Origin of the sequence: Pseudodesulfovibrio sp. S3, assembly GCF_004025585.1 — a bacterium.
In the GTDB taxonomy this organism is placed as follows: domain Bacteria; phylum Desulfobacterota; class Desulfovibrionia; order Desulfovibrionales; family Desulfovibrionaceae; genus Pseudodesulfovibrio.
Genome location: NZ_QTZO01000001.1, coordinates 80102 through 98699, shown reverse-complemented (window position 1 = coordinate 98699; position 18598 = coordinate 80102). Strand labels below are relative to the sequence as shown.

General features: G+C 55.2%; 20 protein-coding genes. 11 read left to right on the top strand and 9 right to left on the bottom strand.

Annotated features, from left to right (window positions below; translation table 11 throughout):
• The first annotated feature begins 373 nt into the window (after positions 1-373).
• Positions 374-1135 (top strand): WYL domain-containing protein, encoded by a 762-nt coding sequence (locus DWB63_RS00485; RefSeq protein WP_241648517.1) that lies wholly within the window; start codon positions 374-376, stop codon positions 1133-1135.
• Here the strand turns inward: DWB63_RS00485 and DWB63_RS17165 are convergent.
• The gene (locus DWB63_RS17165) at positions 1127-1354 is read right to left on the bottom strand and encodes a DUF6471 domain-containing protein (protein WP_164879731.1); all 228 of its coding nucleotides are present in this window, start codon (positions 1352-1354) and stop codon (positions 1127-1129) included. The two genes, DWB63_RS00485 and DWB63_RS17165, sit on opposite strands and share 9 nt — an antisense overlap.
• Before the next feature lie 182 nt (positions 1355-1536).
• Between DWB63_RS17165 and DWB63_RS00480 the strand changes: the two genes are divergently transcribed.
• Complete coding sequence (locus tag DWB63_RS00480; RefSeq protein WP_128326841.1) at positions 1537-2502, top strand: IS1595 family transposase; 966 nt, start codon at positions 1537-1539, stop codon at positions 2500-2502.
• 543 nt (positions 2503-3045) lie between these two features.
• On the opposite strand, the gene hypE is transcribed toward DWB63_RS00480, so the two are convergent.
• The 3 genes from hypE to DWB63_RS00465 form a co-directional block, all read right to left on the bottom strand.
• Positions 3046-4050: a hydrogenase expression/formation protein HypE gene (gene hypE / locus DWB63_RS00475; RefSeq protein WP_128326840.1), complete on the bottom strand. Its 1005-nt coding sequence runs from the start codon at positions 4048-4050 to the stop codon at positions 3046-3048.
• Between the two features lie 2 nt (positions 4051-4052).
• Positions 4053-5147, bottom strand: a complete 1095-nt coding sequence (gene hypD, locus DWB63_RS00470) for a hydrogenase formation protein HypD (protein ID WP_128326839.1) — start codon at positions 5145-5147, stop codon at positions 4053-4055.
• A gap of 144 nt (positions 5148-5291) precedes the next feature.
• Positions 5292-5987, bottom strand: a complete 696-nt coding sequence (locus tag DWB63_RS00465) for a hypothetical protein (protein WP_128326838.1) — start codon at positions 5985-5987, stop codon at positions 5292-5294.
• A gap of 263 nt (positions 5988-6250) precedes the next feature.
• On the opposite strand from DWB63_RS00465, the gene DWB63_RS00460 reads away from it, so the two are divergent.
• Genes DWB63_RS00460 through DWB63_RS00435 form a run of 6 tightly spaced genes read left to right on the top strand, consistent with a single transcriptional unit; the run spans position 6251 to position 11709 of the window.
• Entirely contained in the window at positions 6251-6823 is a 573-nt protein-coding gene (locus DWB63_RS00460; protein WP_128326837.1) for an HD domain-containing protein, read from the top strand.
• On the top strand, positions 6789-7703 hold the full coding sequence (locus tag DWB63_RS00455; protein WP_128326836.1) for a D-alanine--D-alanine ligase: 915 nt from the start codon (positions 6789-6791) through the stop codon (positions 7701-7703). Before DWB63_RS00460 ends, DWB63_RS00455 begins: the two co-directional genes overlap by 35 nt.
• The gene (locus DWB63_RS00450; RefSeq protein ID WP_128326835.1) at positions 7704-8990 is read left to right on the top strand and encodes a glycosyltransferase N-terminal domain-containing protein; all 1287 of its coding nucleotides are present in this window, start codon (positions 7704-7706) and stop codon (positions 8988-8990) included.
• An 18-nt stretch (positions 8991-9008) separates the two neighbouring features.
• Positions 9009-9752 carry a 3-deoxy-manno-octulosonate cytidylyltransferase gene (gene kdsB, locus DWB63_RS00445; RefSeq protein WP_128326834.1) on the top strand — a complete coding sequence of 248 codons (744 nt, stop codon included), beginning with the start codon at positions 9009-9011 and terminating at the stop codon, positions 9750-9752.
• A complete protein-coding gene (gene carA / locus DWB63_RS00440; protein ID WP_128326833.1) occupies positions 9749-10873 on the top strand; it encodes a glutamine-hydrolyzing carbamoyl-phosphate synthase small subunit in 1125 nt (374 codons plus the stop codon). Before kdsB ends, carA begins: the two co-directional genes overlap by 4 nt.
• A gap of 32 nt (positions 10874-10905) precedes the next feature.
• The gene (locus DWB63_RS00435) at positions 10906-11709 is read left to right on the top strand and encodes a tetratricopeptide repeat protein (protein ID WP_128326832.1); all 804 of its coding nucleotides are present in this window, start codon (positions 10906-10908) and stop codon (positions 11707-11709) included.
• A 60-nt stretch (positions 11710-11769) separates the two neighbouring features.
• Here DWB63_RS00435 and DWB63_RS00430 read toward each other — a convergent pair whose 3' ends face one another.
• From DWB63_RS00430 to DWB63_RS00410, 5 genes are all read right to left on the bottom strand, one after another.
• Positions 11770-12309 carry an HAD family hydrolase gene (locus DWB63_RS00430; protein WP_128326831.1) on the bottom strand — a complete coding sequence of 180 codons (540 nt, stop codon included), beginning with the start codon at positions 12307-12309 and terminating at the stop codon, positions 11770-11772.
• A 5-nt stretch (positions 12310-12314) separates the two neighbouring features.
• Entirely contained in the window at positions 12315-13325 is a 1011-nt protein-coding gene (gene pdxA / locus DWB63_RS00425) for a 4-hydroxythreonine-4-phosphate dehydrogenase PdxA (RefSeq protein WP_128326830.1), read from the bottom strand.
• An 85-nt stretch (positions 13326-13410) separates the two neighbouring features.
• Positions 13411-13875 carry an NUDIX hydrolase gene (locus tag DWB63_RS00420; RefSeq protein WP_128326829.1) on the bottom strand — a complete coding sequence of 155 codons (465 nt, stop codon included), beginning with the start codon at positions 13873-13875 and terminating at the stop codon, positions 13411-13413.
• Between the two features lie 507 nt (positions 13876-14382).
• On the bottom strand, positions 14383-14994 hold the full coding sequence (locus DWB63_RS00415) for an L-threonylcarbamoyladenylate synthase (RefSeq protein ID WP_128326828.1): 612 nt from the start codon (positions 14992-14994) through the stop codon (positions 14383-14385).
• A 10-nt stretch (positions 14995-15004) separates the two neighbouring features.
• Complete coding sequence (locus tag DWB63_RS00410; protein ID WP_128326827.1) at positions 15005-15595, bottom strand: RNA methyltransferase; 591 nt, start codon at positions 15593-15595, stop codon at positions 15005-15007.
• Between the two features lie 185 nt (positions 15596-15780).
• Here DWB63_RS00410 and DWB63_RS00405 point away from each other — a divergent pair, with 185 nt between their 5' ends.
• The 3 genes from DWB63_RS00405 to DWB63_RS00395 are packed head-to-tail and all read left to right on the top strand — an operon-like array spanning position 15781 to position 18589.
• Entirely contained in the window at positions 15781-16176 is a 396-nt protein-coding gene (locus DWB63_RS00405) for a response regulator (RefSeq protein WP_128326826.1), read from the top strand.
• Between the two features lie 13 nt (positions 16177-16189).
• Positions 16190-16915 carry an Hpt domain-containing protein gene (locus tag DWB63_RS00400; RefSeq protein ID WP_128326825.1) on the top strand — a complete coding sequence of 242 codons (726 nt, stop codon included), beginning with the start codon at positions 16190-16192 and terminating at the stop codon, positions 16913-16915.
• A gap of 9 nt (positions 16916-16924) precedes the next feature.
• Complete coding sequence (locus tag DWB63_RS00395; protein ID WP_128326824.1) at positions 16925-18589, top strand: ATP-binding protein; 1665 nt, start codon at positions 16925-16927, stop codon at positions 18587-18589.
• Positions 18590-18598 lie beyond the last annotated feature (9 nt).

The following is an 18598-nucleotide window of genomic DNA, read 5'->3' as shown; positions in this document are numbered from 1 at the left end:
GAATCGTCGCACCGACCTCCAACCATTGTCCATTCCTATTGTTTCGTCTCCGGTCTTGGGGGGCGAAGGCTTGGGAGCATTCGGAAGGGGAACCACCAAGCACATACAGGTCATGCAGCCGCGCCGTCATCGCGAGGAGTTTGATAAGGGGGGCGTCAAATTGCATAAATCAGTTCCTTGTCTTGGTAAGGAATACGGGCCCACATTGACTAACCCGAAGGTTTGTGTGATGGTTGGCCTGCGTTTGAATTGATTAGACTGTTAGAATTTCTAACACACGGATATTATGATGGTCAAGTATAGCAGTAACTATTTGCGCCTCTCTTTTTTTGAGGCTCGCCTTTTCTGGCTTGGCAGATCCAGCAGGAAAGATATGGCCGAGTATCTGGACATCTCACTTGAGCGAGCGTCCGCAGCCATCAGGGAATACTTGAAGCTTGCGCCTGACAACGCTCACTATGATCCGTCTGACAAGGTTTACAAGCCAACCAGAGACTTCGTGCCGATGATTATTAATCCAACACCTGACCAGGTGTTGGGCCACCTTCTGCTCGATGATGGTTTTTTGTGCCCAATGCCGGATATGATGCGGCTTCCCGTTCCCAAAAGGGCAATCCCGACAGACATCCTCAGAACATTGCTTTCAACGATGGCTGCAGATCAGTCTATTGATATCCTGTACCGCTCAATGTCCAGCTCAGAGCCGACATGGAGGCGCATTACTCCGCACGCCTTCGGCCATGACGGTTTTAGATGGCATGTACGAGCATACTGTTCTCTGCGTGGAGAATTCAGAGATTTCGTCCTTGGACGAATCGTTGAGACTGGCGATCGTGGTTACTCGAAGATCGAAGATCAGATTGATGAGGAGTGGGATGAAATCCTTTTCGTCCGGATAGGGCCTCATCCTGGTTTGAATGAGAACCAGAGAACAACCATTGAAATGGATTATGGAATGGAAGACGGAGAGGCTGTCTTTGAAGTGCGAAGAGCCATGCTCTTTTACGTATTGAAGCAACTCGGCCTGCACCGGACTGAAAAAGAGCAGAAGGAGATGAAGATACCTGCCAAAGAGCAACAGGTTGTGTTGCTCAATACGGGTTTGCTGAAATTGATCCGGTCGGATCTAGTCTAGGCGTAGCTCTTTGATATCCAACGCACGGCAGCATTGTAGCACCCAAAAGAAGCTAAAAGTGCCTCGATGGAGTTTTCCCTTGATGCCCTGAACCGTTTCCTCAACTCCAATCACCGAGAGCCGGGAAACAAGTTCGCTGTAGGTAACGCCGCTTCGGGCCAAAACTGATTTGATAATTCGGCTGGAATCTTCCTGCCATTTTTCATTGGGATTACTCATACAGACTGAGTAGAACACAAACCAAAGTTCTGCAAGTGAAACTTTTGTTGTAGATTTATGTTGACATAATGGTTCTGAATGTGAAACCTTAGACTCGTAAACGAAACAACGAGGTCGAAGTGTCCCAACATTTTTTGCTATCAGCCCAAGCCAGAACCTTATCGCTCACGGAGGTATTCACCATGAGTGATGAGGATATCTTTGGGCTGTTTCGGCAAATGCGTTGGGGTAAGACGAACGGCGAACCGGTTTGTCCTCAGTGTGAATGCGAGGAACACTACTATATTAAGGCAAGGAAACAGTGGCGTTGCAAGTTCTGCAATCACACTTTCTCAGTCACAAGCGGAACATGGCTTGGTTCCACCAAGCTGCCGTTGCGCACGATCCTGATAGGTGTCGTGGCCCTTGCAAATGCCGCTAAAGGCATGTCTGCCCTCCAGCTCATGAGATACATGGGCGTGCAGTACAAAACAGCATATATTTTCTACCACAAGCTCAGAGACGCGCTTCATCAAACTCGCCATGATCAACCAGCCCTGAAGGGACAGGTCGAAATGGATGGGGCATACATCAACCCGTCCAAGCGGTTCCCAAACAAGGTTGCAGATCGTCGGGAGAAGACGAAGCTTTCCAATCGGCCAAAGCAATGCGTGATTGTTGAGCGCATGCGCAGTACTGACGGTTTGGGAGCTTGCAGGACGTTAACGTATGTAGTCGAAACCGAAAGGGCTGAGGACATAACCGATATAGCGGAGCAAGACATTGTTCCTGGAACCGAAATCTTTACTGACTGCCATTCCGGTTATTCAGATCTTATGGTCAGCTTCGACCACACCACAGTGAATCATGACGTTTGTTTCATAGGGCCAAATGGGGAGAACACAAATCAGGCCGAATCGTTCTTCAGCCGGTTCCGTCGTCTCATCCGTGGCCAAACCCACCAGGTCGGGCCTGAATATCTCGAACTGTACGCCAACGAAGTAGCCTACCGTGAAGACACAAGGCGGTGGGATAACCAGCGGATCACCTTCGATATGCTTTCACGCATGCTCTCTGATGAAGACAACGGCAAAAAGTCTCGCTTTCGGGGATACTGGAACTACACAAGACGTAATCGTGGGGCAGAAGACTTGGTCTTGGCTGCGTAAGCCTTCAATGTCCACAACGATTCGCCAGTGTCAGTTTCGCCTACCTTGACAGTTAGTCGGTAGTTCCTAAGCGCTTTACTCACAGGCCCCTTGCAGTCTTGCAATAGGCGTTTACGCCTTCGTACTTCATCGATAACTTGCCTTGTGGTCATGGGGCCATCCGAAGCCTTCAAAATCTCTATGATCAACCTTTTCAGCTCTCCATAGTGAAATGTACGCGTGTGGACTTTCCTTGGCCTAGCCAGTTCCATGTCGCATGAAATGCCAAGCATCAACATCGTACAATCAAGTGTGTTGATTTCGGCCTGCTTGTGCTTCAATTGTTCCTGGAGGCTTAGCAGTTCTCTACTTAACACAGACCTCTTCTTGGAGAGGGCCACTAACACTGGCGATTTGCGTGCTCTAAAAGACATGCCCACATCTTACGACGTGGGCATGCTTGATTTCAATATGGCTTATGTGCGTTTCCTACATAATGCCGCCGCATAAGTAAAAGGCCCCCGGAGAACCGGAGGCCTTTTTCGTATTCATGCATAGAAAAAACTAACAAATGCGCGGCAACTGCTCCCCTTCGAGCATGCCCAGCAGCCTCTTGCCGCCGAGTTGGGTAAGCATCACGACCTTGCCGGGGTTGGCGTCGGTCATGGTGCCGATTCGGCAGGCATCCTTTCCCAACGGATCAGCACGCATGATTTCCAGGGCCTTTTCCGCATGAGCTTCGGGCAGGACGCAGAGGAACTTGCCTTCGTTGGCCAGATACAGCGGATCCAGACCGAGGATGGAACAGCCGCCCTTGACCTCGGGTTTCACGGGAATGCTGTTCTCATCAAGTTCACAACACACATTGGAGCTGGTGGTAATTTCATTGAGGGTGGTAGCCAGACCGCCCCGGGTCGGATCGCGCAGGACATGCACCTCGGGCAGCTCCCGGACCAGCTTGACCAGCAGATGGTTGAGGGCGGCGGAGTCCGACTCTACCTTGGCCTCGAAATCCAGTCCTTCGCGGGTGCCGAGCACGGTCAAACCGTGGTCTCCGATGGTGCCGGAGATAAGCACCGCGTCACCGGAACGGGCAGCATCGCCGCTGGGGGCCGGGTCCACGATGATATCGCCGATGCCGGTGGTATTGATGAAGATCTTGTCCACAGCGCCCTTGGGAACCACCTTGGTATCCCCGGAAACCACGGTCACGCCCGCGGTCTTCACGGCCTCGCCCATGGCGGACACGATGCGCTCCAGGTCATCCATGGGGAGCCCTTCCTCGATGATATAGGCGCAGGTGATGTAGCGGGGGATGGCCCCCATCATGGCCACATCGTTGACCGTACCGTGTACGGCCAGGGAACCGATATTGCCTCCCGGAAAGAAAATGGGGTCCACGGTAAAGGAATCGGTGGACATGGCCACCCGTCCGGACACGGACAGTTCAGCGGCATCATTGAGCCGGTTGAGTTCGTCGTTGCCCAAGTACTTGAGAAACAACTCGGAAATAAGACGCTGGGAAGCGCGGCCGCCACTGCCGTAATCGAGTAATACCTTGTCTGACATGCTTAATCCAATTTGTATTTGTAGTAGGCTGCGCAACTGCCCTCGGTGGAAACCATGCAGGGACCGACCGGGTTGGCCGGGGTACATGCCTTGCCGAAAAGCGGACATTCATTGGGCTGTTTGATGCCCTTGAGGATGTCGCCGCACTTGCATCCCTTCAAGGGAGGGCAATCCTTGATGACGATACCAAATTCCTTTTTGGCGTCGAACTGTTCCCACTCGGGCCGGATTTCCAGACCGGAGCCGGGGATCAGCCCGATGCCGCGCCACAGTGCATCGGCAGGCTCAAAGACTTCATACATAATCTCCAAAGCCTTTTGATTGCCGTTCGCGCCCACGATGCGGGTATAATTGTTGACAACATGGGCCTCACCCTTTTTGCGCCAGTCAATCATCTGCATCAATGACTGAAGAATATCCAAGGGCTCAAACCCGGTGACAACAGCGGACTTACTGTACTTTTCAGCAATGAAATCATAGGGTTTAACGCCAATAATGGCCGACACATGACCGGGCAGAATGAAGCCGTCGATGTTGATGGCCTCATCGGACAGGAGCGCATCCAGGGCCGGGGGTACGGTCTTGTGGAAGCAGAGGATGCGCAGATTGTCGACGCCTTGCTCCCGGGCCATTTTCATGGTCGCGGCGATGGTCGGGGCCGTGGTCTCGAAGCCCACGCCGATGAAGATCACCAGATCGCCGGGATTCTCCTTGGCCAGCTTGAGGGTGTCGAAGGGGGAATAAACCACCTTGACCCGTGCCCCGTCAGCCGTGGCCTTCTTCAGATTGCGCCCGCCGTCTCCGGGCACACGCATGAGATCACCGAAGGTAGCCATGATGATCCCTGCCCTGCCCGCCAAATCCAGGAAGGCATTGACTTCCGACTCGTGGGTAACGCAGACCGGACAGCCGGGACCGGACAGGTGGACGATGCGCTCGGGCAACAGAGACCGCAGGCCGCTCTGAAAAATGGCCACGGTATGGGTGCCGCAGACTTCCATGAAGCGCAGATCCCGGTCCAGTTCTGATTCCATCTTGTCGAGAATTTTCCGGCACATGTCCGGATCACGGAATTTTTGCAGGAATTCAAGGCTCAAATCAATATCCTTATCGTAATAGGTGAGACCGATTTCTTTTGATCAGCGACAGTCATATACCTTCTGAAAGATGTGGGCAAATGAAAAACCCACGCCGTGAACCACCCGACGGGGAAGAAGCTCGGTCCCAAAAATCATCCGGATTTATTCGGGGTTATTTGTCGAAATACGCGCCTCTTCACGGATCATGAATATCGTGGCTGCCTGGGCAGCAAAAAGGCTGATAATCATTACGGATGTCAGTGCCGTCGCAACGCTCCCCGAAATAAATTCTTCATCCGGGGCGGGATTGAGAAGTATGTCGATGGTCCGCACTCCGTTGATGAAGGCAAAAAGACTGTAGAACGACCCGGCAATGGTGACCGCCCGTTGTTCGAATCTGACGGAAAAGAGCTTTTGCGACAGGACCAGGGAAAACGCCAACAACACGATGCAGCCGATGGCTATACGGATTTGATACACCGGATCGATCAGCCAAAACCAGAAAATCCCGAAGCCGGAGAGGCCCAGGACGGCCGCAACAAAGAGATAATGCCGACGCCCCACCAGTTCACCAAGGAAAAGACGCGTCCCAAGCCAGATGGCTCCGAATCCGCCCATGAAAAACAGATGAGCCAGGAAGGTCTTGGTCCATTCACCGACCAGACCGCTTACAGCGGCCGCCAGCGCAGTCAGACTGATGGCGCTGTAGCCGATCACCAACCAAAGCACACCCGGCAGTCGGTATTCCCGATATAAAAGCCACATCCTCCAGACCATGCTCCCGGTGCACAGAAAAGTCAGATAAAAAGTCACCTGCAAATAGGACATGTCGACACCAAGTCTTTTTATGCAACTCATTATTTCTCAATCCGTACCACAACCATAGGTAGTATTCGAGAACCAGACAAATCGCTCCGAAGCCGTTCCCTCCCGGAACATACACCTTTTTCCCATAGACACCCGCTTTATTTTTTCCCAACGGGCTGTTAGGAACAATCCATCGGGTGCACTTGGGCATCCAACCAACCGGACACGCTCCCGCGCTTTCAACGATGCCAGTGAATACTAACTCATATAAAGCCGCCAGCCCAAAAGGCTCAACGCTTCCAACTCCTCCGGGCATGCATTTCGATCCGGGCCTGCCGGTGCCTGACGATGCCCGGTGCGCCGAGTACTGGGAACGATTCGACATATTGGACAACGTGGCCGCGCACAGCCATCTGGTGGCGGACGTAGCCACCTTCCTGGCCAGACGGGCCAAGACGGTGGGCTTGAGGGTGGATGTCCCGACCGTTCGCGCCTCGGCACTGCTTCACGATATCGCCAAAACCTACTGCATCCGCCACGGGGGCAACCACAGCCAACTGGGCGGAGCATGGACAGCGGAACTGACGGGCAACCCCATCATAGCTTCGGGCGTCACGCATCACGTATACTGGCCTTTCGCCCTGGACCTTGAACGCTATTTCACACCTCTGGCAGTGATCTATGCCGACAAGCGGGTCAACCACAGCGACCTGGTAACCATCAAGGACCGCTTCCGCGACCTGATCAAGCGGTACGGTATTCCCCTGAATCTTCAGGACCGCATCAAGGTCACTGAAAATCAGGCCATCGATCTGGAAAAACTCTTATGCGACACACTCGAGGTGGACCTCAATGCATGTGATTTTGATAGCGGGCGGCTGGTCTAATGAACGGGAAGTATCCCTGTCCGGAGCCCGGAAGATCCGTTCCGCCCTGGAAGAACTGGGGCACGACATCACCTTTTTTGACCCGGCCAAGGATTTCAAGAATCTGCTCGACACGGCCAGAAATGCCGATTTCGCCTTTATCAACCTGCACGGCACTCCCGGCGAGGACGGCCTGATTCAGGCGGTTCTGGACCAGGCGGATTGCCCATATCAGGGAGCCGGACCGGCAGCCTCCTATCTGGCCCTGAACAAGGCGGCCTCCAAACTGGTTTTCGAGGACAAGGGCATCAGGACCCCGGACTGGCAGTTCATCACCCCCACCCAGGGAACGAATGCAGAACTCGAACTCCCCTTGCCGGTATTCGTCAAACCCAACAAGGGCGGGTCTTCCCTTGGCATGTCCCTGGTCAAAAAGGCCGAAGATTTTCCTGCGGCTTTGAAAAAGGTCTTTGACCTGTGCCAATCCGCTCTGGTGGAAACATTCATCCCGGGCGTGGAACTGACCTGCGGCATCCTCGGGGACAAACCCCTTCCCCTGATCATGATCACCCCCAAGCCTGGTGCGGAGTTCTTCGACTACGAAAACAAGTACGCGATCGACGGGGCCGAGGAAGTCTGCCCTGCCCCGATTGACGACGCACTGACCCGGTCCATCCAGGCACAGATGGTCACGGCCCACAAGGCACTGGGCCTGACCGGGTACAGCCGGGGCGATTTCATGGTCACGGCAGAAGGCGAAGCCTATCTTCTCGAAGTGAACACGCTGCCCGGCATGACGCCCACCAGCCTGCTGCCCAGAGCCGCCGCCAACCTGGGACTCTCCTTCAACGATCTCATCGCAGAGCTTGTCCGCCTCGGACTGGAAGCGAGGCACGCATAAATGGGCAAGACCGCAGTCGACATGGCTCTCGCGGCCTATGGATTGGGCTGGAAGGGAATTCTGCCGCTCCTGAAACTCAACCCCCGTCTCAAGGAAGGCTGGAATCAGCGCACCTTGTCCGAAGGATTGCCGGCTCCGGCCCACCTCTGGATACAAGCCGCCAGCGGCGGCGAGGCCTACCTGGCCTGGGAGGTGCTCAAACGTCTCGAATCCCCGTTCCCGGAAAGCCTGCGCGTCCTGGTCACCACCAACACCTTGCAGGGATATCAAACCCTGATCAGGGCTGCGGAAGACATCAACGGACAGAAGGCCGGACTGGCGGTTCAGCCGTGGTATTTCCCCTTTGATGCACCCAAGATGATGCAAAAGCTGGTTAGCCGGGTGCAACCGAAGCTGGCGTTGATTCTGGAAACCGAAATCTGGCCCGGTTTCCTGCGCGCGTGCAAACGGCACGACGTACCCGTCCTGCTTGCCAACGGACGCATGACCACCAAGAGCCTGGCCGGATACCTGACCTGGCCGGGTTTATTCCGCGCCCTGGCCCCGGACCGCATCATGGCCGTATCGGAAACCGACGGGCAGCGTTTCGGCACCCTGTTCGGCCGCGATCGGGTGTGGACCATGCCCAACATCAAATTCGACCGCATGGGCGACGCCGGTCCCGTGGCCCGCAAGGACAATCCCCTCAGGGAACTTATCGGCCCCAAAGAGGATTTCGTCATCCTCGGTTCGGTGCGCAGACAGGAGCATTCCGAGGTGGCACGGCTTGCCGCCGGACTCATGTCCAAACGGCCCGGAACCATACTCGGCCTGTTCCCGCGCCACATGCACCACCTTGAGATCTGGCGCAAAAGCATGGATGCCGTCGGACTGAAATGGACACTCCGCTCACAACTCAAAGGACAGGCCGCTCCCGGCACCGTCATTCTCTGGGACTCCTTCGGTGAACTGGTCCCGGCATACGGACTGGCCAAGGCGGCCTTTGTGGGCGGCAGCCTGGCGCCCCTTGGCGGACAGAATTTCCTTGAGCCGCTGACCTGCGGAGTCACCCCCGTAACCGGTCCCCACTGGAAGAATTTCAACTGGGTGGGCCGCGAGATCATCGACTCCGGCCTGGCCATTGAAGCTGCAGACTGGCAGGATGCTTTGAAATCACTTGATAAAATCCTGACAGACACCCCTTCCAGAAAGGCTGTGGCAGCCAAGGCAAACCAATACATCAGGGACCGCCGGGGCGGCACGGAAGCGGTATGCAAACAGGTTGCCGATTTCCTGAATAAAGACTAATAACGCACCCGATACGAAATGAGCGAATTCCCCGAATGTCACGGCATAATCCCCGCGAGGTATGAATCCTCCCGGTTTCCGGGCAAGCCACTGGTCGAGATCAACGGCAGGCCCATGTTTTGGCACGTCTATTCCCGAGCCGCACAATGCCCGCAGATGACCAGCGTCACCCTGGCCACCGACGACCAACGGATATTCGACGCCGCTGAGAAGCTCGACGTTCCCGCGGTCATGACCCGATCCGACCACTCCAGCGGCACAGACAGGGTACTCGAAGCGGCGCGAATTCTCTCCATTGACTCCGACGCCGTCGTGGTTAACATCCAGGGAGACGAACCGTGCCTGGAACAGGAGATGCTCACCGAGCTATTGGCCCCCTTTTCCGACAGCAGGGTTCGGGTAACCACGTTGGCCACTGCCATAGGCGAAGCTGACGCACTGTCGCCGGACAGGGTCAAGGTGGTCCGGGCCAAGGACGGACGCGCATTGTACTTTTCGCGAGCACTGGTGCCCCATGACCGAGATGAAAAGGTGCATGGCTTCCTGCTCCACATCGGACTGTACGCCTTTCGCATGGAAGCCCTTGAGCGATTCGGCCAACTCCCGCCGAGCCCACTGGAAAAGAGGGAAAAACTGGAACAACTCCGACTGCTTGAAGACGGTATCGATATTTATGTGACCGAGACACAGCATGTCTGCCACGGCGTGGACAGGCCCGAAGATCTCGAAAAAGTGAAGACCATTCTGGAGAACAATTCATGAAAGCGATTCTTGCCCTCGAAGACGGCACGATTTTCAAGGGAACAAGCTTCACCGGCCAGGGCGAGGCCTCCGGCGAAGTCATTTTCAACACCGGCATGACCGGGTATCAGGAAATCCTGACAGACCCGTCCTACACCGGGCAGATGGTCACCATGACATACCCGCTCATAGGCAATTACGGCATCAACCCCGAGGACGTTGAATCCCACAAGGTCCAGGTGGGCGGCTTCATTGTCAAGGAATGTTGCAAGCAGCCGAGCAACTGGCGGTCCACCATGTCCCTGCCAGATTATCTGACCGAAGTGGGCGTCATGGGCATCGAGGGCATAGACACCCGCGCCCTGACCCGCCACCTGCGCATCAACGGTGCCCAGCGCGGTTTCATGGCCACGGGCGACGTGGACCCGGCGGAATTGGTAAAAAGGGCCCAATCCATCGAAAAGATGGAGGGACTGAACCTGGCCGACCGCGTTTCCTGCGACAAACCGTACACCTGGGACGGAAAAAAACCGGTCTTCATAGACGACTTGAAGGATTTCGCATGGTCGGGCAAGGGCCCGAAACTGGCCGTGTACGACTTCGGCATCAAGTGGAACATCCTGCGCCTCATGGCAGCCCAGGGTTTTGACATGCTCGTGCTCCCCTCCCACTTCACCGCTGCGCAAGTGCGCGAACTGGGTCCCGATGCCGTATTCCTGTCCAACGGCCCCGGCGACCCCGCTGCCGTGACCACGGCTGTGGATGCAGCCAGGGACCTCTGCAAAGACTACCCCGTCGCGGGCATCTGCCTGGGCCACCAGATTCTCGGTCTGGCCATGGGAGGCAGGACCTACAAGCTCAAGTTCGGCCACCACGGATGCAACCATCCGGTCATGGACCTGCATACGGAAAAGATCGAGATTTCCTCACAGAACCACGGTTTCTGCGTTGATATCGAAGGCCTGGATTTCCTGGAAACCACCCACCGGAATCTCAATGACGACACATTGGAAGGATTCCGGCACAAAGAAAAGCCCATCCTGGCCATACAGCACCATCCGGAAGCGGGACCAGGACCTCACGATAGCCGCTATTTCTTTGCGCGTTTTCGTGATATGGTTCAGAAAAGTACTGGGTTGTAACCCGACGGACGAACCACAGACAGGAATACAGCATGTCCACCGATCTGATAAAATCCCGCAAGAAACTGAACTCCGTGCCTACCCTTCTGAAGAAGGGCAAGTACATGCCCGCCGTTCAGGGAATTCACGACGGCCTCATTCTCTTTCTCAAAAACCAGGTCATGAAGAACGAGCGCGAGGAGTTCGAGGACATACTGAAAAAAGTCACCTATGCCCTCAACTCGGACAAGGAATTGCGCAAGATCTACCCCTTGGTCATCAGTTACGAGCCTGGACAGGAGCGTGAACTGCTCGACGCCATGCGCGAACTGCTCCAGGAACTGCAAAAGGCCCTGAACGAAGAGGTGCAGGGAGACCTGGAGGCCATCCAGGCACAGAAAAAGGCCGCTCTGGAACAGGGGCAGAAGCACCTGGACGCCGGGGAATGGGACCAGGCCAAGACGATATTCAATAAACTTGTCAGCGACTTCGGCGGCGACACGGATCTCAAGGCCGACATCGCGGACCGCTATCTCAATGCAGGCCAGTACAAGGAAGCCTACAGCATGTTGGAGGACGCCCTCAAGGACGATCCCAACGCCATCCACCTGTACAACCGCATCGGCATGGTCCTGCGCAAGATGCAGGACTTCGAAACAGCCGAGAAGTACTATCTCAAGGCCCTGACGCTGACTTCGACCGACGAATACCTCCACTACAACATGGGTCGGCTCTATTTCGATTGGCGGAAATGGGCAAAAATGGCCACTTCCGCCCAGAACGCAGTGGAAATCAATCCTGCCTTTGCCGAAGCAATCAAGATGCTCAAATTCGCCCAGAAAAAAATGGCTGAATAGCCAAACAACAACATGCCTTCTTGGAAAAGGGACTCCGTTCGGGGTTCCTTTTTTTTCGAACTACAACAGGCTCTCGATACACAGGGCCGCGCCGAACAGGTCGTCCGCCACATAATCGGCGATCCCGCTGCACACCGTCTCCTGCGCCGCCCCATTGCCGGTCCGCACCAGGATGGTCGTGGCCCCGGAGGCCTTGCCCACGCCCATATCCGCAGATTTGTCACCGATCATGAAACCCTGGGCTGGGCTGAAACTCAATTCCTCGGCAGCCAGATCCATCAACCCGGTCAAGGGCTTGCGGCAGCTACATCCGGCCTCGGGTGCATGGGGACAAAAAAAGATGCCGTCAATGGTCACACCTTCCGCCTGAAGCAGTTCCACCATGCGGTCGTTGCAGGCCTGCACTGCTGATTCATCATAATAGCCGCGCCCGATTCCGCTCTGATTGGTCAATACGGCCAGGCCGAACCCCAGGCCCTGCATCCGCCTGAGGCCCTCTGCGGCCATGGGCAGCAGCTCCACCCCCTCGGGGTCATGCAGATAATGCTTGTCGACAATGATCGTTCCGTCACGATCAAGCAGAACATACCGCTTTGACATGAGACCTACCTCGCTTCGCCGACCAGTCTGAACAGCATATCCAGAGCGGCTTGAAAACTCTGAATTGACGCCTTGCCCGTTCCCACCAGGTCATACCCGGTGCCATGGTCGGGCGATGTTCGCGGGTACGGCAACCCCAGGGTTACGTTCACGGCCTGACTGAAATGCAGCAGCTTGAGCGGAGCCAGCCCCTGGTCATGATACATGGCCAACACTGCCGGATATTCACCCTTGGCCGCAAAATGGAAAATGGTGTCTCCCGGAATAGGCCCCACAGCCTGAAGCCCTTCGGCAGCAGCCTGCTCCAGGGCCGGAATGATGGTCAGAATCTCCTCGTCACCGATCCTGCCGGACTCCCCTGCATGGGGGTTGAGACCGCACACGCCCACCGGCCCCTCCAGTCCGAGGGTGCGGACGAAGGCTGCGGTCAGCCGCAGACAGTGCAGTACCCGTTCCTGCGTTATCAATTCAGGGACATCCCGCAGTCGGGGATGGGTGGTGACCAGACTGACCCGCAGTTTGGGGGATGTGTCCTCAGGGTCATGACCGCACAGATGCATACAGACCCGGTCCGCGCCCACACCGAGTTTTTCCGCCAGAAATTCGGTATGCCCCGGAAAATCGAACCCGGCGGCATGGAGCATGGCCTTGTTCAGCGGACAGGTGAGCAGCCCCTCGGCCATACCGGATTGCAGTGCCTCTATGGCTGCATCCAGACTGACTCCAGCGGCCAGCCCCCCTTCGACGGCCGGTGCGCCCGGCACAAAATCCATCCCTGCCAACGCATCGGGTTCGAACAGGAACACGCCCGCCCCTTGCTGCCCGAAGTCTTCAAGAGAATCGATCACATGAAAAAATCTGGGGGCATCACAACGCGCAAGCTCCCTGTCCAGCGATGGCGCCGGACCGATCAGCAACAGTTTGTCGGTCACAGGCGGGGCATCGAGAAAATGACGGACCACCAGTTCCGGGCCGAGTCCGCAGGGATCGCCAAGGGTAACACACAGGGATCGCATCAACATTTCACCTTGAATATAAATATGTTGGAAGAACAAATCACTCGAATGAAAATACGCCCGCTCCGGTTGCAAGTCAATGTGCTCACCCCTTCCCTTCGACATGATGAGCCAGAAAATCCGCCAATATGACGGCATGGTCGAAAACCAGTTCGGGCCACTTGCCCAAGGGAAAAACACCGACTCCGGCCGCATCGTCTCCAGCAGCCAATGCAGCCGGATCCCTGGGGATGCCCGCATAGACCACGCTCATGGTATGCTGCCTGGGGTCGCGCTCCGGGTTGGAATACACGCCGAGCAAGCCGGTCAAAACCACGTCCAAGCCGGTTTCCTCCTTCATCTCCCTGACAGCCGCCTGCTCGCAACTTTCACCGTAGTCAACGAAACCGCCGGGCAATGCCCATCCCAAAGGCGGATTTGCGCGCTCGATGAGCACCACCCCCTCTCCTTCAGGACAGGGCATGAGAATGACCACATCCACCGTGGGGGTCGGGTTGCGATAGACTTCTATTTCCTCTCCGCAATGGGGGCAAGGCCGTACTTTCATCATCAGATTCTCCGTTTACGTGTATGACGGAACTCTCCACAAACACGCCCTCCAAGTCAAACGAGATCAGGTGACATTCCACTTTTTTTACCCCGGCCCAGCGGAGAGTAACCATGCGTTCACACCGAAAAAGCACAGGCGAGAAGCAAAGAAAAATCATCGGGAAATTTTCAACCATTTGAATTTATATACAATAATTATTCACAACAGACCATACGAGAAAGGCTTCATCGGACCATCCGGTGAAGCCTTGTATTTCTCGTGTGCAAAAAAAAGGAAGAAGATAAATTGTATACAGCAACCTCCGTGCCAAACACGAAAGATAAAACTATTTTTCACACATCTCCAATTAAATCAGATAGTTAAATAAACAACCCTTCGACACAAAAAAAATCCTGCGCCCCAAAGGGGTACAAGATTTTTTACTTTCCGCCCGTAAAGCCCCATTCCTGGTGTATCCGGGTTCAAGTTTTTTTACGGCCATAGTTCCCATGGCCGTAAAACTGATAGTTAGAGACCTTTCACTGCCACAGAAAAGCCCTTGTCACACAATTTCTTGATGGACACCTCGCCCTCGCGGAGGATCTCCAATTTGTCGGACCCCAAAATGCGGACCACTGTGGACGGCTTGTGCCCTCGCGGCCATGGCGGATCCATGTAGGCGGCATCCACCATTTCGAGCAGATCGGGAGCAATGTCCTCCGGCAGGGCCACTGGGGGCTTGCCGGAAATATTGGCACTGGTAGCTACGATGGGCTTCTTCAGCCTTCGGGACAACTCGGAGGCAAAGGGATGACCGCTCCAGCGTACAGAGGTATACCCTTGCTCGTCGGAAAGACAGCCAGGCAATTCGGGAAGCGCCTTGACGAGAATGGACAACGGGCCGGGCCAGAAAGCCTTTGCCAGGGAGATCAGGGATTTCGGCTGCTCGGCCGTGACCAGACCAAGCATATCCATCCCGCCGATGATCAGCGGCAGCGGACATTCATCCGGGCGCCCCTTCACCTTTCCGATCCTGAGGCAGGCCTCCTCGCTGGTTGCATCGCACCCCACGGCGTACAAGGTTTCCGTAGGATATATGACAATGCCGCCGGAGCGCAGAGCCTTGAGCAAATCTTGCATGAAAGCCTCCTTACCTCGCATACCATTCGGTTTTGCGTATTTCCAGTTCTTCATCCGTAAAAGAGGGCACAGCGTACATACCGGCAGCATGACGCTGCGTGAAGGCCTGGTATAGTATAATGGCCGCAGCTACCGACACATTGAGACTCTGTACCATGCCCTGCATCGGGATGTATATCTCGTCCGGTACAAGCTCGGCCAGTTCCGGAGCTGTTCCCCGATGCTCATTACTCAGAATGATCGCCGTGGGCAGGGTAAAATCGAAATCCATGACCGGCCGGGCCGTTTCGGAAAAGCCGGTCCGCAATATCTGCATACCTTTTTGGCGCAACCCGCCGACCATATCAGCAGCATCGATATGTCGAGAAAGCTCGATCCATTTCTTGGCCGACCCGGAACTCTTCTTTCCCAGATCGGGCCACTGTGCGGTGGTGTAGTACAGATTCACACCAGACACTCCGAACGCGTCACAGCTTCGCAGAACTGCCGACACGTTATGCGGATCCCATATATTGTCCATGACAAGGGTCAAATCCTTTTGCCTGTGGGCCAGGACCTGATCGATTCTTTTCTTTCTTTTCTCGGTGATATCGCGTGACATAGCGGGGTTGGTATCCATTATGCAAACGTTTTGCAACCCCGAAGACCGCTTTCGGAAACACCTCTTTTTTCATAATGTGCCATTATTTTCAGGAATAAAATAATATCATCATATTGACATTTTTTTCTTTTTCGTAGGAAAAGGACATTGGATACATAACATCACGCCAAGCAGCGGAGATAAGAATGCGTGCACTCATAGTCGAAGACGAATTTCTCAGTCGAAAAGTTTTACGGTCTTTCCTGATGACTCTCTTCGAAGTTGATATTGTCGTCAACGGACGGGAGGCCGTTGAAGCATTCAAGTTGAGCCATGCGGAAAAAAGACCATACGACCTCATCCTCATGGACATAATGATGCCGGAGGTAGATGGTATTGAGGCTCTGCAGAAAATCAGGGCCATTGAAACGGAAAACAAATACCGCCCCAGGGTGAAGATAATCATGACCACAGCCCTGGATGATCCGCAAACAGTAATAAAAACTTTCTACGATGGAGAGGCTTCGGCTTACATAGTCAAACCAGTGGCCAAGGACAAACTCTACAATGAACTCGAAAAACTCGGACTCTTGAACAAGTAGCCAAGGATATTTCATGAGCGAAGACCCGATGGTTGAGGAGTTCTTCTCCGAAGTCAATGACAAGTACTACCCTCAGGTCATGGAAGGACTCGAGATGCTGGAAGGCGATGACCGAAGTGAAGGCATCGAGATTCTGGCTCGCCCGCTGCACACCATCAAAGGTGTGACCGGTTTCATGACAGGATTTGAAGAAGCCTCCCATTTCACGCACAAGATTGAGGATTTCCTGAAAAAGGTACAGGGAGGGGAGGTGGAATCCACCGACATGAACATCACCCTGCTCTCCCGTGGCGTGAACATGATTTTCCAGGTTCTTGAACAACTGCGTGAAGGCAATCTCGACACAGAGGAACAGGAAGAAGTACTGAGTCTCATCACCGAGGCCTCCAGCGGCGGTCAGGTAGAGGCCGTAGCAATGGGAGCGGGCGTGGACGTGGAGATTCGGGACGGAGTGACCGTCATACGAGTCAAGGATCCCCGCGTTCATCAGGAAGGCCATTTCAAACCGATTATTTCCGCCATTCTGGGCGTCGAACCGGGCGACTCCATTCTCCTGGATTTGGCACAGGTGCTCACGTTGGGGTCCGGTGCCTGGGGTGCCATCGCAAGCATGGGCTCCACGTTCAAGATCGCGGCCTGCACACTGTCGGCAGACGTCAAACAGACGCTTTACGCCTGGGGATTCGACAAGACCATCTCCGTCTATGCAGACCAAGAAACCTATTTTTCGAGACAATAAGGAAAGCGCATGCAAGACAGTATCATTCAGTGCATTGAGGACATTGAAAAACAGATCCTCGAAGTAGACGCCACCGGCCAGGGGGCCGAAACGGTCGTAGATGCACTCGGATTGTCCTGTATGCAGCTCTCATCCGCAGGTGTCATCGCCCTTCTGGACATGTTCAAGGACGGCATCACGCCGGTCAACAACGACATCATTTCCGCCATGCTCGGCATCTGTGAGGCCCAGAAAAAATTCTTCTTTGCCCTGGGCGGCCTGCTCGGTGGAAGCGCGGAAGCCCTGGCTAGAATTGGCACGAACAGGCCAAAAGCCGCTGCAGTGGTTGAAGAGTCCGAAGAAGAGGCTGCCAAGGCCTTTGAAGAACCGTCAACAGCCGAAGACGACACGCCGACCGAGACAAAGGCAGCGCTAGAAGAAGAGAAGTCTGCCGAGCCGGAAAAGGCCGCAGCCAAACCTTCGGCACAGGCCATCTCATCCATCCGCGTTGGTACGGACCGCCTGGATCGGGTCATCGAGCTGGTGGGCAAACTCATGGTCACCTATGCCGTCATTGCCCAGGGCGGTGCCACCAACATGAGCCAGGTGGCCTCAAGCCTCCGCGAACTGGATAATGTCATCAGCAAACTCCAGAAGGAAGTAAACGCCATCCGTCTGGTGCCGCTCAAACAGATTTTCACGCCCATGCACCGATTGGTGAAGAGCCTGAGCCAGAAAATAGGCAAGAAGCTTGAATTCGATGTCAGAGGCGACGATTTGGCCCTGGACAAGACCATTGTGGAAAGCCTCAACGAACCCCTTGTTCACCTGCTCAGAAACGCTGTGGATCACGGCCTGGAAGATCCCGAGGGCCGAAAGGCCGCAGGGAAATCGGAAGCGGGTGTTGTCACCTTGTCCGCTTGGCGTAAAGGCGACAGTGCCTTTATCCAGGTCAAGGACGACGGCCGGGGCCTGGACCCGGACCGGATTCTGTCCAAGGCTCTCGAAAAGGGACTGGCGGACGCGGACAAGGAATACAACAAGCAGGAAATACTTCAATTCGTGCTCCAAAGCGGATTCTCCACCGCCGAAACAATCACCGACGTATCCGGTCGAGGCGTGGGCATGGATGCAGTAGTCAATGCGATCAAGGTCACTCTGGACGGTGACGTGGAAATAGAAAGCACGCTGGGCCATGGTGCGGCCTTCACCATCACCATTCCCCTGGACCGCTCGGCCAACGAAGGCATCGTGGACGCCCTGGTCTGCAAGGTGGGCGGCGACACGTTCATCATGCCCAGCCGGGACGTGGTAGAGATCTACATGCCGCGCCTTCAGGACGTGGTGCAGCTTCCCGACGGACGGGAAACCGTGGACGTGCGTGGCGAAATACACTCCCTGCTCCGATTGGCCGACCTTCTCGAACTGACCCCGGAAATCAACAACATCGAAATGGCCCAGGCCATTGTGGTCCGTGTGGGAGACTACAAGGGCGCCATCCTGGTAGACGAAGTCCTCAGGCAACAGCAGGTGGTCATCACCGGCTTCACCGTTCCCGTGGAGGAAATCTTCCACATCCCCATCCTCGGGTACGGCATGATGGGCGAATCCGACGCCCTGGTCATCAACGCCGAGGAAATGATCCAGCAATTCCAGGAACGCATAGCCAGGAACGCAGAGTCTTCCTTGACATAGTCGCTGTAA

Bases quoted from the DNA above. Each gene is read 5' to 3' on its own strand.
- DWB63_RS00430 (WP_128326831.1), bottom strand. From the start codon at position 12,309: ATGTCAAAGCGGTATGTTCTGCTTGATCGTGACGGAACGATCATTGTC.
- pdxA (WP_128326830.1), bottom strand. From the start codon at position 13,325: ATGCGATCCCTGTGTGTTACCCTTGGCGATCCCTGCGGACTCGGCCCG.
- DWB63_RS00415 (WP_128326828.1), bottom strand. From the start codon at position 14,994: ATGCAAGATTTGCTCAAGGCTCTGCGCTCCGGCGGCATTGTCATATAT.
- DWB63_RS17165 (WP_164879731.1), bottom strand. From the start codon at position 1,354: ATGAGTAATCCCAATGAAAAATGGCAGGAAGATTCCAGCCGAATTATC.
- DWB63_RS00400 (WP_128326825.1), top strand. From the start codon at position 16,190: ATGAGCGAAGACCCGATGGTTGAGGAGTTCTTCTCCGAAGTCAATGAC.
- DWB63_RS00460 (WP_128326837.1), top strand. From the start codon at position 6,251: ATGCATTTCGATCCGGGCCTGCCGGTGCCTGACGATGCCCGGTGCGCC.
- DWB63_RS00420 (WP_128326829.1), bottom strand. From the start codon at position 13,875: ATGATGAAAGTACGGCCTTGCCCCCATTGCGGAGAGGAAATAGAAGTC.
- carA (WP_128326833.1), top strand. From the start codon at position 9,749: ATGAAAGCGATTCTTGCCCTCGAAGACGGCACGATTTTCAAGGGAACA.
- DWB63_RS00480 (WP_128326841.1), top strand. From the start codon at position 1,537: ATGAGTGATGAGGATATCTTTGGGCTGTTTCGGCAAATGCGTTGGGGT.
- DWB63_RS00395 (WP_128326824.1), top strand. From the start codon at position 16,925: ATGCAAGACAGTATCATTCAGTGCATTGAGGACATTGAAAAACAGATC.
- hypE (WP_128326840.1), bottom strand. From the start codon at position 4,050: ATGTCAGACAAGGTATTACTCGATTACGGCAGTGGCGGCCGCGCTTCC.
- DWB63_RS00405 (WP_128326826.1), top strand. From the start codon at position 15,781: ATGCGTGCACTCATAGTCGAAGACGAATTTCTCAGTCGAAAAGTTTTA.
- DWB63_RS00450 (WP_128326835.1), top strand. From the start codon at position 7,704: ATGGGCAAGACCGCAGTCGACATGGCTCTCGCGGCCTATGGATTGGGC.
- kdsB (WP_128326834.1), top strand. From the start codon at position 9,009: ATGAGCGAATTCCCCGAATGTCACGGCATAATCCCCGCGAGGTATGAA.
- DWB63_RS00410 (WP_128326827.1), bottom strand. From the start codon at position 15,595: ATGTCACGCGATATCACCGAGAAAAGAAAGAAAAGAATCGATCAGGTC.
- DWB63_RS00455 (WP_128326836.1), top strand. From the start codon at position 6,789: ATGCATGTGATTTTGATAGCGGGCGGCTGGTCTAATGAACGGGAAGTA.
- DWB63_RS00485 (WP_241648517.1), top strand. From the start codon at position 374: ATGGCCGAGTATCTGGACATCTCACTTGAGCGAGCGTCCGCAGCCATC.
- DWB63_RS00465 (WP_128326838.1), bottom strand. From the start codon at position 5,987: ATGAGTTGCATAAAAAGACTTGGTGTCGACATGTCCTATTTGCAGGTG.
- DWB63_RS00435 (WP_128326832.1), top strand. From the start codon at position 10,906: ATGTCCACCGATCTGATAAAATCCCGCAAGAAACTGAACTCCGTGCCT.